This is a genomic window from Actinomadura sp. ATCC 39365 (assembly GCF_054392275.1).
In genome coordinates, this window is the sequence record NZ_CP184335.1 from 4788504 (window position 1) to 4802754 (window position 14251).

General features: G+C 71.3%; 12 protein-coding genes. 6 read left to right on the top strand and 6 right to left on the bottom strand.

Annotation, left to right across the window (positions count from 1 at the left end):
* Positions 1-19: 19 nt before the first annotated feature.
* The 5 genes from arc to dop all read left to right on the top strand — a co-directional run bounded on the left by arc (position 20) and on the right by dop (position 8146).
* Positions 20-1783: a proteasome ATPase gene (arc, locus tag ACNF49_RS23605; RefSeq protein ID WP_125642617.1), complete on the top strand. Its 1764-nt coding sequence runs from the start codon at positions 20-22 to the stop codon at positions 1781-1783.
* A gap of 271 nt (positions 1784-2054) precedes the next feature.
* Complete coding sequence (gene hypF, locus ACNF49_RS23610; protein WP_482945006.1) at positions 2055-4313, top strand: carbamoyltransferase HypF; 2259 nt, start codon at positions 2055-2057, stop codon at positions 4311-4313.
* Positions 4314-4378: 65 nt separating this feature from the next.
* Positions 4379-5398: a pyridoxal-phosphate dependent enzyme gene (locus ACNF49_RS23615; protein WP_357977313.1), complete on the top strand. Its 1020-nt coding sequence runs from the start codon at positions 4379-4381 to the stop codon at positions 5396-5398.
* 230 nt (positions 5399-5628) lie between these two features.
* The gene (locus tag ACNF49_RS23620; RefSeq protein ID WP_482945573.1) at positions 5629-6435 is read left to right on the top strand and encodes an acyltransferase family protein; all 807 of its coding nucleotides are present in this window, start codon (positions 5629-5631) and stop codon (positions 6433-6435) included.
* Positions 6436-6628: 193 nt separating this feature from the next.
* Positions 6629-8146, top strand: a complete 1518-nt coding sequence (gene dop, locus ACNF49_RS23625; protein ID WP_357977319.1) for a depupylase/deamidase Dop — start codon at positions 6629-6631, stop codon at positions 8144-8146.
* A 25-nt stretch (positions 8147-8171) separates the two neighbouring features.
* On the opposite strand, the gene ACNF49_RS23630 is transcribed toward dop, so the two are convergent.
* A complete protein-coding gene (locus tag ACNF49_RS23630; protein WP_357977321.1) occupies positions 8172-8576 on the bottom strand; it encodes a hypothetical protein in 405 nt (134 codons plus the stop codon).
* A gap of 149 nt (positions 8577-8725) precedes the next feature.
* Between ACNF49_RS23630 and ACNF49_RS23635 the strand changes: the two genes are divergently transcribed.
* Positions 8726-8935, top strand: coding sequence for a ubiquitin-like protein Pup (locus ACNF49_RS23635; RefSeq protein ID WP_132622197.1), 210 nt, complete (start codon positions 8726-8728; stop codon positions 8933-8935).
* A gap of 99 nt (positions 8936-9034) precedes the next feature.
* On the opposite strand, the gene ACNF49_RS23640 is transcribed toward ACNF49_RS23635, so the two are convergent.
* Genes ACNF49_RS23640 through ACNF49_RS23660 form a run of 5 tightly spaced genes read right to left on the bottom strand, consistent with a single transcriptional unit; the run spans position 9035 to position 14225 of the window.
* Entirely contained in the window at positions 9035-10069 is a 1035-nt protein-coding gene (locus ACNF49_RS23640; RefSeq protein WP_482945007.1) for a DNA polymerase IV, read from the bottom strand.
* A gap of 32 nt (positions 10070-10101) precedes the next feature.
* Positions 10102-11148, bottom strand: coding sequence for an ABC transporter ATP-binding protein (locus ACNF49_RS23645; RefSeq protein WP_482945008.1), 1047 nt, complete (start codon positions 11146-11148; stop codon positions 10102-10104).
* Positions 11145-11963 (bottom strand): carbohydrate ABC transporter permease, encoded by an 819-nt coding sequence (locus tag ACNF49_RS23650; RefSeq protein ID WP_352364067.1) that lies wholly within the window; start codon positions 11961-11963, stop codon positions 11145-11147. Before ACNF49_RS23650 ends, ACNF49_RS23645 begins: the two co-directional genes overlap by 4 nt.
* Positions 11960-12886: a carbohydrate ABC transporter permease gene (locus ACNF49_RS23655; protein WP_482945009.1), complete on the bottom strand. Its 927-nt coding sequence runs from the start codon at positions 12884-12886 to the stop codon at positions 11960-11962. Before ACNF49_RS23655 ends, ACNF49_RS23650 begins: the two co-directional genes overlap by 4 nt.
* A complete protein-coding gene (locus tag ACNF49_RS23660; protein WP_482945010.1) occupies positions 12861-14225 on the bottom strand; it encodes an extracellular solute-binding protein in 1365 nt (454 codons plus the stop codon). Before ACNF49_RS23660 ends, ACNF49_RS23655 begins: the two co-directional genes overlap by 26 nt.
* Positions 14226-14251 lie beyond the last annotated feature (26 nt).

The following is a 14251-nucleotide window of genomic DNA, read 5'->3' on the forward strand; positions in this document are numbered from 1 at the left end:
GGGAAGGAGGTGACGGGGCGTGGCAGCTCGCGATGATGCTGAGGCTCGAGCCGCGCAGCGCGAACGGGAGGTCGCTGATCTTTCAACACAGGTCTCCTTCCTCCAGGAGGAGATCACCGCGCTGAGGCGGAAGCTGGCCGAGTCACCCCGTCAGGCCAGAGTCCTCGAAGAGCGTCTCCATGAGGCACAGGCGAATCTCGCGGCCGTGACAGGCCAGAACGAGCGCCTGGTGGCCACACTCAAGGAGGCCCGGGACCAGATCGTCGCTCTCAAGGAGGAGGTCGACCGGCTGGCTCAGCCGCCGTCCGGCTTCGGCACCTTCCTTGAAGCCCGAGAAGACGGCACGATCGAGGTGTTCACCGGAGGGCGCAAGCTCCGGGTGAACGTCAGCCCCGCCGTCGACGTCGACTCGCTGAGCCGTGGCCAGGAGGTCATGCTCAACGAAGCACTCAACGTGGTCGAGGCGCTCGGCTACGAAGAGGTCGGCGAGATCGTCATGCTCAAGGAACTGCTGGACGAGGGCAAGCGGGCCCTGGTCATCTCGCACGCCGACGAGGAGCGCGTCGTGCGACTGGCCGACTCGCTGGTCGGCCAGCCCATCAGGGCCGGTGACTCGCTCCTGCTCGAACCCCGCTCCGGCTACGTCTACGAGCGCATACCCAAGTCCGAAGTCGAAGAGCTCGTGCTCGAGGAGGTCCCCGACATCTCCTACGAGGAGATCGGCGGGCTCATGCGGCAGATCGAGCAGATCAGGGACGCCATCGAGCTGCCCTACCTGCACGCCGACCTGTTCCGCGAGCACAAACTCCGTCCCCCGAAGGGCGTGCTGCTCTACGGCCCGCCCGGCTGCGGCAAGACGCTCATCGCCAAGGCGGTCGCCAACTCCCTGGCCAAGCAGGTCGCGGAGAAGACCGGCCAGTCCGGCAAGAGCTTCTTCCTCAACATCAAGGGCCCGGAGCTGCTCAACAAGTACGTCGGCGAGACCGAGCGGCACATCCGCCTGGTCTTCCAGCGGGCCCGTGAGAAGGCCTCCGAGGGCACCCCGGTGATCGTGTTCTTCGACGAGATGGACTCGATCTTCCGCACCCGAGGCTCGGGCGTCTCGTCCGACGTGGAGAACACCATCGTCCCTCAGCTGCTGTCGGAGATCGACGGCGTCGAGGGCCTGGAGAACGTCATCGTGATCGGCGCCTCCAACCGCGAGGACATGATCGACCCCGCGATCCTGCGGCCGGGCCGCCTGGACGTGAAGATCAAGATCGAGCGGCCCGACGCCGAGGCGGCCAAGGACATCTTCTCCAAGTACCTGCTGGCCGAGCTCCCCCTGCACCCCGACGATCTGTCCGAGCACGGCGACTCTCGCGAGGCGACGATCCACGGCATGATCCAGAGTGTGGTCGAGCGCATGTACACCGAGAGCGAGGAGAACCGCTTCCTCGAGGTGACGTACGCCAACGGCGACAAGGAAGTCCTCTACTTCAAGGACTTCAACTCCGGCGCGATGATCCAGAACATCGTCGACCGGGGCAAGAAGATGGCCATCAAGCAGTTCCTGGAGAGCGGCCAGAAGGGTCTGCGGGTGCAACACCTGCTCACCGCCTGCGTCGACGAGTTCTCCGAGAACGAAGACCTGCCCAACACCACCAACCCCGACGACTGGGCCCGCATCTCCGGCAAGAAGGGCGAGCGGATCGTCTACATCCGCACGCTGGTCTCCGGCAAGCAGGGCACCGAGGCCGGCCGTTCGATCGACACGGTCGCCAACACCGGCCAGTACCTGTAGGGAACCGTCTGGAAAGGGCCGCGCGGCCGTCCGCGCGGCCCTTTCCATGCCCGCCGGGGAAAGCCCCTGACAGAGCCAGGGCAGCTTCCCGGGGAGAGCACAGGGAACCCGCCTGGGAGACCTGGGGAGCTTCCGGCGGAGAGCCGGGAGAACGCGCCCGGGAGAGTCGGGGGGAGCTTCCGGGGGATGGGCGCGCGCTCTCTGAGAGAAGGGCGCGCGACACGCGTCATCCGCCGTACAAGCCGCCCCGGCGAGGCGCACACTGGGGCCTGTGACCGTCCGTAAGCGGGTGGACGTCCGCGTCGAAGGCGTCGTCCAGGGCGTGGGGTTCCGCCCCTTCGTGTATTCGCTGGCCAGCAGGCTCGGCCTGGCCGGCCGCGTGCGCAACGACGTCGAGGGGGTGTTCATCGAGGTCGAGGGCGCCCTGGCCGGGGTCGAGGAGTTCCTGACCGCGCTGGAGCGCGACGCGCCCGCCCTGTCGGAGATCGAGAGCGTCACCGTCGTCAGCGGCCCGCCCGCGGGCCACCGGGGTTTCAGCATCGCCGCCGGCGACCCGGCCGGCCCGCGCCGCGCCCTCGTCCCGGCCGACCTCGCCACCTGCGACGACTGCCTGCGCGAGCTGGCCGACCCGGTCGGCCGGCGCCACCGCTACCCGTTCATCGCGTGCGCCAACTGCGGGCCGCGCTTCACCGTCGTGCGCGGCGTGCCCTATGACCGGCTGCTGACCACCATGGCCGGGTTCGCGATGTGCGCCGACTGCTCTGCCGAGTACCACGACCCCGGCGACCGGCACTTCCGCGCCGAGTCCACCTGCTGCCCCGCCTGCGGCCCGTCCCTGCGCCTGCTGGACGCCCGCGGCGCCGAGCTGTGCGGCGACCCGGTCAGCGCCTGCGCGACCCTGCTGCGGGCCGGCCGCGTCGTCGCCGTCAAGGGGCTGGGCGGGTTCCACCTGGCCGTGCCCGCCGCCCACCAGGAGGCCGCCGCGGCGCTGCGGGCCCGCAAGCACCGCGCGGAGAAGCCGTTCGCCGTCATGGTCGCCGACCTCGACCAGGCCCGCCGGTTGTGCGCGGTCGACGGGCAGGGCGCCGCGCTGCTCACCGGCCGCGCGCGCCCGATCGTGCTGCTGCCCCGGCTGCCCGGCGCGCCCGTCGCCGACGCCGTCGCGCCCGGCAGCCGCGACCTCGGCCTGATGCTGCCCTGCACGCCGCTGCACCACCTGCTGCTCGCGGAGCTGGCCGAGCCCATGGTCCTGACCAGCGGCAGCGTCGGCGACGAGCCCATCGCCCACGAGGACGCCGACGCGGTCACCCGGCTCGGCGGCATCGCCGACGCCTTCCTCCTCCACGACCGGGCCATCCACGTCCCCGCCGACGACTCGGTGCTGCGGCCCTGGTCCGGCGGGCACACCGTGCTGCGCCGCGCCCGCGGCCACGCGCCCGAGCCGCTCACGCTGCGCCGTCCCGCGCCCCGCCCGGTGCTGGCCTGCGGCGCCGAGCTGCGCAGCACCTTCTGCCTGGTACGCGGCCGGCGCGCGTTCCTGTCCCAGCACATCGGCGACCTGGACGACCAGGAGACCCTGCGCTCCTTCGTCGAGGGCATCGACCACTTCTGCGGCCTGTTCGACATCCGTCCCGAGGTCGTCGCCCACGACCTCGACCCCGGCTACCTGTCCACCAGGCACGCCCTTGAGCTGACCGGCGTCGAGCTCGTCGGCGTCCAGCACCACCACGCCCACATCGCCTCCTGCCTGGCCGACAACGGCGAGACGGGCCCGGTGCTCGGCGTGGCCCTCGACGGCCCCGGCCACGGCCTCGACGGCACGCTGTGGGGCGGCGAGTTCCTGCGCGCCGACCTGACCTCCGTCCAGCGGCTCGGCCACCTGGCCCTGGTCCCGATGCCCGGCGGCGCCGCCGCGGCCCGCCAGCCGTGGCGCATGGCCGCCGCCTACCTGCGCGACGAGCACCCGCACCTGGACGTCGTCCGCCGCAACGCCGCCCACTGGCCCGACGTGCTCGCCCGGACCCGCACCGGGCTGGGCGCGCCCATGACCTCCAGCGCCGGGCCGCTGTTCGACGCCGTCTCGGCGCTGCTCGGCATCCGGGACACCGTCACCTACGAGGGGCAGGCGGCCGCCGAGCTCGAACAGCGCGCCGACCCGGCCGAGAGCGGCTCGTACGCGGCGACCATCACCGAGGGCGACCTGCTCGTCGTGCACGCCGCCGACCTCGTCCGGGCCGCCGCCGCCGACGTCGCGGCCGGGATCGCCACCGGCTCGATCGCGGGACGCTTCCACAACGGCGTGGCCGACGCTGTCGTGCGCTGCTGCGTCATGCTCAGGGACGGCACCGGCCTGAACACCGTGGCGCTGTCGGGCTCGGTGCTGCAGAACGCGCTGCTGCTCGAACGGGCCGTCGAGCGCCTGCGCGCGGCCGGGTTCCGGGTGCTCACCCACACCCGGGTACCGCCCGGCGACGGCGGACTCAGCCTCGGCCAGGCCGCCGTGGCCGCCGCCCGCGACCGCTCCTCGTGACATGCGGCCGGACGCGCCCGCCAAGTGCCGGGGAACGTCGCCCGGCCCGTCCTAGCATGGCGATCATGCACTTCTTCAACCCCGGCCGCACGCCGTTCGCCGAGCGCGACCGTGAGCTGATCGGTGTGGAGCACGCCCGGCTCGCCCGCGCCCACTTCGCCCGGCACCCGGCCTACCGGCCCACGCCCGTGCACACCCTGACCGACATCGGCGGGGCGGGCACCGTGCACGTCAAGGACGAGAGCGGCCGCATGGGGCTGGGCAGCTTCAAGGCGCTCGGCGGGGCCTACGCCGTGCACCGGCTGTCCGAACGCGACGGCGGCGGCACCACGTACGTCTGCGCCAGCGCCGGCAACCACGGCATCTCGGTCGCGGCCGGAGCCAGGGAGCTCGGCGCGCACTGCGTCGTCTACCTCAGCGAGCAGGTGCCCGAGCCGTTCGCGCACCGGCTGCGCGCCCTGGACGCCGAGGTCCGCCGCGAGGGCGGCGACTACGACGCCAGCCTGGCCGCCGCCCTGCACGCCTCCCAGGAGCACGGCTGGCGCCTGGTCGCCGACACCTCCTGGGAGGGCTACGACGACATCCCCCTGGACGTGATGCGCGGCTACACCGTCCTGTTCGACGAGATCGAGATCCCGCCCACCCACGTGTTCGTGCAGGCCGGGGTGGGCGGGCTGGCCGCCGCCGCGGCCGGGTACACGCGCGACCGCTGGGGCGAGCAGCCGAGGATCGTCGTGGTCGAGCCCGACGGCGCGCCCTGCCTGCTGGAGAGCGCCCGCGCGGGCCGGCCGGTGCACGCGACGGGCTCGCCCACGCGCCTGGGCAGGCTCGACTGCCTCGAACCGTCCCTGATCGCCTTCGACCTGCTGAGCCGCCAGGCCGACCTGTTCGTCACCGTGGCCGACGAGCAGGCCGCGCAGGCCGCCGCACTGCTGGCCGAGCGCGGGGTGTCGCTGTCGGAGTGCGGCGCGGCGGGGGCCGCCGGGCTGCTCGCCCTCGACCCGGGCACCCGCGAGGCGATCGCCCTCGGCCCGGCCGCACGTGTGTTGCTGGTGGGAACAGAGGGACCTGTGGAACCAAAGTGATCAGCGGGTCGTCAAAGGGGCGTGCATCAAGCTAACCGGCCAAAGCATGCTCGGGGAGACGGCCGGTTGGCCGAGCTCGACCTGCTGCGCTTCCTCGCCGCCCTGGCGGTCGTCGCCTTCCACTACCTGGTGGCCTTCGCCTCGGTCTGGGGGCCAGGCCCGCCGCGCTGTTCCCGGCGCTGGCGCCGTTCGCCGGGCTGGGCATCCTCGGCGTCGAGCTGTTCTTCGTCATCAGCGGGTTCGTCATCCTCATGACCGTGTGGGGGCGGGGGCTCGGGGCGTTCGCCCGGTCGCGGCTGGTGCGGCTCTATCCGGCGTACTGGCTGAGCCTCGGCGCCGTGGCGGCCCTGTACGGGCTGACCGGCGCCACCGCGCTGGACCCAAAACTTTCACCAGGCCAGTACCTGGTGAACGCCACCATGTTCCAGCGGCTGTTCAAGGTGGCCGACGCCAGCGGCGTCTACTGGTCGCTCTGGGCCGAGCTGCGCTTCTACCTGCTGATCGCGATCCTGGTGATCGCCGGCGTCACGTACGCACGCGTGCTGGTCTTCTCGGGCGTCTGGCTGGCCGCCGCGCTGGCCGCCAGGTTCGTGGACAACGACGTGCTGAACGAGATCGTCATGCCCGACTACGCCCCCTACTTCGTCGCCGGCATGGCCCTGTATCTCATCCACCAGAACCGCAAGGCCCTGCTCCCGTGGCTGTACGTCGCCGCCGGGTACGCCATGGCCGTCCCCGCCGCCCTGGGCCGCGTGCACCGCCGCATCGACGCCGCCGGGTTCAAGAACATGCCCGTCACCGACACCAGCGTGATCGTCACCCTCACCCTGATCTTCGCCGCCATGGCCCTGGTCGCCCTCGGCCTGATCCGCCTCAAACCCTCCAGGACGCTCACCGCGCTGGGCGCCACCACTTACCCGCTTTACCTCTTCCATGGGGTCACCGCGGCGGCGCTCATCCCGCTGCTCACCGGCGACCTGCCCCCTGGGCGGTGGCCCTGGTCACGACTGTGGCCGCCGTCGTGCTGTCGTATCTGATCTACTCCTTTGCCGAACGGCCGATCCAGCGACTCCTCAAGCCCCGCAGATCACCGCAAACCACAACAAGCTCCGCCGTACAGATTCAGAAGGCGTCGGTGCCATAACTCTGTGGCCTCGGGGCACTGTGAAGGGCATAGGCTCGGGCATATAAACGGCGGATAGGCAGATCCGGACGAACAGAGGGTGTTGCATGACGGTGCGTCGGGTGATGGGCATCGAGACCGAATACGGCATCTCCGTACCAGGTCAGCCAGGCGCCAACGCGATGGTGACCTCCTCCCAGGTCGTGAACGCCTACCTGGCCGCCTCGGCGGCCCGTGCGCGCAGAGCGCGATGGGACTTCGAGGAGGAGAACCCGCTCCGCGACGCGCGCGGCTTCGACCTGGCCCGCGAGGTCGCCGACCCCAGCCAGCTCACCGACGAGGACCTCGGGCTGGCCAACGTCATCCTCACCAACGGGGCCAGGCTCTACGTCGACCACGCCCACCCGGAGTACTCCTCGCCGGAGTGCACCAACCCGCGGGCCGCGGTCATCTGGGACAAGGCCGGCGAGCGCGTGATGTACGACGCCGCCACCCGTGCCTCGGCGATCCCGTCCAACGCGCCGATCCAGCTCTACAAGAACAACACCGACGCCAAGGGCGCCTCCTACGGCTGCCACGAGAACTACCTGATGCGGCGCGCCACGCCGTTCGCCGACATCGTCCGGCACCTGACGCCGTTCTTCGTCTCACGGCAGGTCGTCGTCGGCGCGGGCAAGGTCGGCATCGGCCAGGACTCCCGCGGCGAGGGCTTCCAGATCAGCCAGCGCGCCGACTTCTTCGAGGTCGAGGTCGGCCTGGAGACCACGCTCAAGCGGCCCATCATCAACACCCGCGACGAGCCGCACGCCGATCCCGAGAAGTACCGCCGGCTGCACGTGATCATCGGCGACGCCAACATGTCGGAGATCTCCACCTATCTCAAGCTCGGCTCCACCGCGCTCGTCCTGGCCATGATCGAAGAGGGCTTCCTGACCCGCGACCTGGCCGTGGAGAACCCCGTCCAGTCGCTGCGGGCGGTCAGCCACGACCCGACCTGCCGCTACGAGATCCCGATGCGCGACGGCCGCAAGCTCACCGCCGTGCAGCTCCAGATGGAGTACCTGGAGCAGGCCCGCAAGTACGTCGAGGAACGCGGCACCGCCCAGGACGAGATGAACAAGGACGTCCTCGACCGCTGGGAGTCCGTGCTCACGCGCCTGGCCGAGGACCCGATGCAGCTCTCGCGCGAGCTCGACTGGGTCGCCAAGCTGGAGCTGCTGGAGGGCTACCGCACCCGCGACAGCCTGCCCTGGTCCCACCCGAGGTTGCAGCTCGTCGACCTCCAGTACTCCGACATCCGCCCCGACCGCGGCCTGTACAACCGGCTCGTGGCGCGCGGGCGCATGCAGCGCCTGATCAGCGAGGAGGAGGTCGAGCGCGCGATCGAGCTGCCGCCGACCGACACCCGCGCCTACTTCCGCGGGCGCTGCCTGAGCCAGTACAGCGAGTCGGTGGCCGCCGCCTCCTGGGACTCGGTGATCTTCGACATCCCCGGCCGGGAGTCCCTGCAGCGCGTGCCCACGCTCGAACCGCTGCGCGGCACCAAGGCCCACGTCGGCGAGCTCTTCGACCGCTGCCGCACCGCGGCCGAGCTGGTCGCCGCGCTGACCGGCACCGGGGAGTAGCCGGGGCCCCGGGCCGTCCCGGGGCTCACAGCAGGCCGATGCCGAGCGTCAGCGTGCCCGCGGCCAGCGACGCGCCGCCGACCGCGGTCAGCCAGATCAGCCGGTTCGGCTTGGTGTCGCGCGGACGCAGCACCGACAGGAAGAAGCCGAGCGGCATCAGGATGGGCGCGGCCACGATGAGCGTGCGCGTCAGCGCCTTCACGCCCTCGGGCAGGCTCGCCTGGTCCACGTACAGCATCGCGACCAGGCTGAACAGCACCAGGACGCCCGCGTGCGCGTGCCCGGCCCGCCACAGGCCCCTGCGGACGGGGTTGTCCAGATAGCCCGGCTCGTTGCGCATGAGGAAACGCAGCAGGGTCACGCCGCCGAACGCGACGCCGGGAACTGTGATGAGGAGCACACCTGCCGTGTGCAGCGAAGAGGGCGACATGTCGGGATCTCCTTGTGTATAGGTGGATCCATTATTGGATAGGAGTGCTATCCAGTCAAGCCGCCAAGATCGCAGGGCGTTCGACGCGAAATGTCGTCCGGTTCGGGGAAGATATGCCTTAGAGGCAGTCCCCCAAGCGGAGGTAGGACATGGCAACCAAGGACACCGGCGGGCAGAAGCAGACCGGCCGGCGTGAGGCCGAAGTTGAGGAGACCGAGGCCTCGGCGGCGCCGGACGTGCAGGAGCGACAGGAGAAGCTCACTGACGATGTCGACGCGATCCTGGACGAAATCGACGAAGTGCTCGAAGAGAACGCCGAGGAATTCGTGCGTTCCTATGTGCAAAAGGGTGGCGAGTAGGGCCAGTAGGGCCTTGTCCTCACCGCTCTGACCATGGGGAAGGATGAGCCCCGGCCGATGCGGCCGGGGCTCACTCCTCGGGCCCTGCTCAGCCAGGGTTCAGTCGAGCGCCGTGTAGTCGACCGCCACGCCGAGCAGCCTCACCGGGCGGTCGAGGTCGAAGCGGCCCAGCGCGGCGAGCGCCGCCTCGGTCAGCGCGCCGGGGTCGGCCGTGGGCTCGGGGAGCGTGCACTGCCGGGTACGGGTCAGGAACGGGGTGAAGCGCACCTTGACCGTCACCCGCGCGCACAGACGCCCCGCCGCCACCGCGTCACGGGCGACCTGCCCGGCGAGACCGGCCACCTGGCCGGCGACGGCCTCACGATCGGTGAGGTCACGGGGGAAGGTGATCTCGCGGCTGTGACCGCGGGCCACCCAGGGACTGGTGTCCACCTCGGCCTCGCCCTTGCCGAGGGCCAGATAGTGGTACCAGGGGCCGTTCACCGGGCCGAAGGCGCGGGCCAGCTCGGCGGGGTCGGCGGCGGCCAGGTCGGCGACCGTGCGCAGGCCGAGCCCGGCGAGCTTCTTCGCCGTCCGGGCGCCGATGCCCCACAGCGCGTCGGTCGGCCGGTCGTTCATCACCTCGGCCCAGTTCTCGCCGGTCAGGCGGTAGACGCCGGCCGGTTTGGCGAAGGCCGAGGCGAGCTTGGCCTGGTGCTTGTTGTCGCCGATGCCGACCGAGCAGCTCAGCGTGGTGCGGTCGAGCACGACCTGCCGCAGCCCGGCCGCCAGCGCCTCGGGGTCGTCGGTCGTGGCGCCGACGAAGGCCTCGTCCCAGCCCCAGACCTCCACGAGCACCGGCAGCTCGCGCAGGGCGGCCATGACGCGCTCGGAGGCGGCCTCGTAGGCGGGCGGGTCGCTGGGCAGGAAGACGGCGTCGGGGCAGCGCCGCAGCGCGGTGCGCAGCGGCATGCCCGAGTGCACGCCGTGCGCGCGGGCCTCGTAGGTGGCGGTGGCGGCGACCGTGCGCGGCTGGGCGGGGTCGCCGGAACCGCCCACGACGACGGGCCGGCCGCGCAACTCGGGATGGCGCAGCAGCTCCACGGCGGCGATGAACTGGTCGAGGTCGACGTGCAGGATCCAGGACCTGGCCATGAGTCCAGTATGCGGGCCCGGGTCGCCCAGGCTCACAGCAGCCGGTCGTCGCGGTAGACCAGGGAGCGGCGCGGCACGGCCCAGCGGGCGGCGCCGAGCGGCGGCTCCTCGCCCTCCGGCACGACGGCCTGGATGAGCCCGCCGGGGGACTCCAGGGTGATGAGGGTGTGGGTGCCCATGTTCTCCAGCACGGACACGACGCCCGGGAAGGCGTCCGGGCGCTCGGCGGGGGACAGGTCCATGTACTCCGGGCGCACGCCGTACGTCACGGGGGCGTCGTCGTCCGGGGGCAGGCCCTCGGGCAGCGGGCGCAGGGCGCCGGCCACCTCGAGCCCGGCGTCGGTGACCCGGGCGGGCAGGAGGTTCATCGGGGTGGAGCCGATGAAGGAGGCCACGAACGTGGTGGCCGGCCGGTGGAAGATCTCCGCGGGGGTGCCGACCTGGATCATCGAGCCCTTGGACATGACGGCGATGCGGTCGGCCAGCGCGAGCGCCTCGGCCTGGTCGTGGGTGACGAACACCGTGGTGACGGCCAGCTCCCGCTGCAGCCGCTTGAGGAAGGTGCGCGCCTCCAGGCGCAGGCGGGCGTCGAGGTTGGACAGCGGCTCGTCGAACAGGAACGCGGCCGGGTGGCAGGCGATCGCGCGGGCCAGCGCCACCCGCTGCTGCTGGCCGCCGGACAGCTCCGACGGACGACGCAGCAGCAGCTCGGTGAGGCTGAGCCGGGCCGCGACCTCGGCCGCCTTCTCCGTCCGCCGGGCCCGGGGGACCTTCCTGATGCGCAGCGGGTAGGCGATGTTGGCGGTGACGTCCATGTGGGGGAAGATCGCGTAGTCCTGGAAGACCATGGCGACGTCGCGCTCGCCCGGCGGCAGGGCGGTGACGTCCTTGCCGTTGATGGCGACGGTCCCGGACGTGGGGGTCTCCAGGCCGGCGATGCTGCGCAGGAGGGTGGTCTTGCCGCAGCCGGAGGGGCCGAGCAGGGCGAAGAACTCACCGTCGGCGACGGTGAGCGCGAGGTCGTCGAGCGCGCGTACGCCCCCGGGGAACACCCTGGTCAGGCCGTGCAGGGAGATCAACGCTTGATTCCTCCGTGGAAGCGGAAGCCGTACCGCTGGGAGACGAACAGGTACATCAGGACCACCGGCAGGGAGTACAGCAGCGAGAAGGCGGAGATGAGGTCGAGCCGGGGCGCGCCGCCCTCGGTGTAGAGCGTGTAGAGGATGATCGAGCCGGGCGCCTTCTCGGGGTCGCGCAGCAGGATGAACTGGAACAGGAACCCGCCCCACACGCTGGCCAGCGCCCACACGGCGATGGTGGCCAGCCCCGGCCGCACGAGCGGGACCACGATGTGCCGCAGGATCTGCAGCGACGAGGCGCCGAAGACCCGGGCCGACTCCTCGTAGGAGGTGGGCGTCTCGTCCATGAAGTCCTTCAGGATGAAGATCGCGGCGGGCAGCAGGCCGGCCGAGACCACCAGGACGACGCCGAGATGGGTGTCGATGAGGCCGAGCCGGGTGGCCAGCTCGAAGATCGGCACCATCGCCGCGGTGCCGGTGACCACGGACGACAGCAGCAGGAGCAGGTAGAGCAGGACGTCACGGCCGGGCAGCCGCACCCGCGAAAGGGCGTAGGCGGCCAGCGCCGACAGGACGACGACCAGCACCGCCGCCCCGCCCCCCTGGATCAGGGAGTTGCGGATCGAGCCCAGCGCGTACGGGTTGTCCAGGACGGCGGCGAAGTTGCGCAACGTGAACTCGGGGATCGACGTGGTGATCGTCGGGGTGTCGTCGAAGGGCGCGCTGGCCAGCCAGAGCATGGGCAGCGCGAAGAAGGCCAGGACGACGGCGACGAACACGGTGGCGGCCAGCCGTCCGAGCGTGTGGCGGATCATGCGGGCGGTCCTCCGGCGGCGGCGACCTCCCGCGTGCGGCGACGTCCGCGCAGCAACCGCAGGTAGGCCAGGGCGAAGACGAGGTTGATCAGCAGGATGAGGAAGGAGATGGCGGCGCCGACGCCGAGCTGCCCGTCCTGGAGGGCGACGCGGTAGACGTACACGGGCAGGATCTCCGAGCGGCCCTCGGGCCCGCCGCCGGTCAGCACGAACGGCGTGAAGTCGTTGAACGTCCACAGGCTGATCAGCAGCAGGTTCGTCAGGACGTGCCGCCTGATGGCCGGCAGCACCACGTCGCGCAGCTGCTGCGGCACGCTCGCGCCGGCCAGCCGGGCGGTCTCCAGGTGCGAGGGCGGCACGTTCTCCAGGGCGGCCGAGTAGAGCATCATCGAGAACGCGGTGCCGCGCCACACGTTGAAGACGATGATCGACAGCAGCGGGTAGTCCAGCAGCCAGGCGAACCCGGGCGTGTGCAGCAGGGCGTTGAGCGTGCCGTCGTCGCGGTCGAGCAGCGCGAACCACAACATGCCGACCACGGTGCTGGGCAGGATCCACGACAGCAGCACCGCGCCCTCGACGACCCGGCGCAGCGGGCCGGTGCGCGAGCGCAGGATCCAGGCCAGGGCGAAACCCAGCCCGGCCTGCCCGACGACGGCCGAGCCGCCGACGTACAGCAGGGTGAGCCACAGCGAGGACAGGAAACGCGGGTCGGCGAGCGCGGCGGTGTAGTTGTCCAGGCCGACGACCTGGGGGTCGGCGGCGGCCAGGCCGGTCAGCCGGTAGTCGGTCAGGCCGAGGTAGATGGTCCACAGGGCCGGGAAGAGCAGGAAGACGCCGATCAGGATCAGGGCGGGCAGGACGAACGCGACCGCCCTGCCCCGGCCCAGCCCCGCGGCGTCAGCCGCCGACGTTGGCCGCGCCACCGACCAGTCCCTCCAGCTTGCTCCGGTACGCCGCGGCCGCCTCGTCGGCGCTCCTGCCGGCCACCACGGCCGCGGTGGCCTCCTGCAGGGCGGTGGAGACCTGCGGGTAGACGGCCAGGCCCGGCCGGTAGGCGGTGATGGGCAGCACCTCGTCGGCGACGAACTTGAGCATGGGGTCGGCGGTCAGCACCTCTTCGTTGACGTCGGTACGGGCGCTGACGCGGGCCTGCCCGGCCAGCTGCGACTTGGTCGCGGCGGCCGAGTGCATGAAGGCCAGCAGCTCCCAGGCCGCCTTGGGGTTCTTGGAGAAGGGGTTGAGCACGCGGACGGCCCCGCCGGACATGCTGACGAAGTCCTGGCCGCGGATGCCGCCGCCGGGCTGCCTGGCCGGGATCTTGGCGTAGCCCACGACCTGGTCGCGGTCGGGCATGGGGGCGACGCCGGCCTTGGGCTCGATGACCGAGCGCCAGAAGTAGTCGCTCTCGGCCAGGATGGCGATCTTGCCGGCGGCGAACTGGGCGAAGGACTTGTCGCGGCCCTTGGCCTCCTGCTGGAGCTTGGGGTCGCCGAGCCCGCTGCCGCCGTAGACCTGCTGGTAGAAGCCCAGGACGTCCTTGACGGCCTGGGAGGCGCCGGTCCACTTGCCCGAGGCGTAGATCTCCGACCCGGCGCCGGCCAGCAGGGGCAGCACGCCCTGCATGGTGGTGGCCTCGCCCATGGCGGTGCCGGCGTCGATCTGGACGGGCGTGGGCACCCCGGCGGCCTTGAGCTTGACGCCGGCGTCAATGATCTGCTGCCAGCTGGTCGGCTGCCACGTCTCGGGCAGACCGGCCTTCCTGAACAGCGCCTTGTTGTAGAACAGCACGCGGCCGTCGGTGCCCTGGGGCAGGCCGTACTTCTTGCCGTCGAAGATGCCTAGGCCCTGGACGGCCTGCGGGATCTGCGACCAGCCCTCCCACTGCTCGACGCCGGCGCCGCCGACCTCGGTGAGCGGCTTGATGTATCCGGCCTGGGCGAACTCGCCGACCCAGATGCCGTCGAGGTCGATGACGTCGGCCCCGGTCCTGGACTTGAGGTCCAGAGCGATCTTGGTCTTGTACTGCTCGTCGTCCACGCCGTTGCCCTGGAAGAGCACCTTGACGTTCTGGTGGGTCTTCTCGAACTCGGGGATGACCCACTTCTTGATCCAGGCGGCGGACTCGGAGTTCTTGCCGCCCTCGATGGAGTTGGCGGTGATGGTGAGGGTGATGCTGCCCCCGGACTGGGTGCCGGAGCCGCAGGAGGTGAGGGCCAGGACGGCTGCGGCCGCGACGAGCGCGGGCCGGCTGGGGAGTCGCAAGTCGGCCTCCTGTTCAGGACGTGCAG

Bases quoted from the DNA above. Each gene is read 5' to 3' on its own strand.
- ACNF49_RS23615 (WP_357977313.1), top strand. From the start codon at position 4,379: ATGCACTTCTTCAACCCCGGCCGCACGCCGTTCGCCGAGCGCGACCGT.
- dop (WP_357977319.1), top strand. From the start codon at position 6,629: ATGACGGTGCGTCGGGTGATGGGCATCGAGACCGAATACGGCATCTCC.
- ACNF49_RS23630 (WP_357977321.1), bottom strand. From the start codon at position 8,576: ATGTCGCCCTCTTCGCTGCACACGGCAGGTGTGCTCCTCATCACAGTT.
- ACNF49_RS23635 (WP_132622197.1), top strand. From the start codon at position 8,726: ATGGCAACCAAGGACACCGGCGGGCAGAAGCAGACCGGCCGGCGTGAG.
- ACNF49_RS23640 (WP_482945007.1), bottom strand. From the start codon at position 10,069: ATGGCCAGGTCCTGGATCCTGCACGTCGACCTCGACCAGTTCATCGCC.
- ACNF49_RS23650 (WP_352364067.1), bottom strand. From the start codon at position 11,963: ATGATCCGCCACACGCTCGGACGGCTGGCCGCCACCGTGTTCGTCGCC.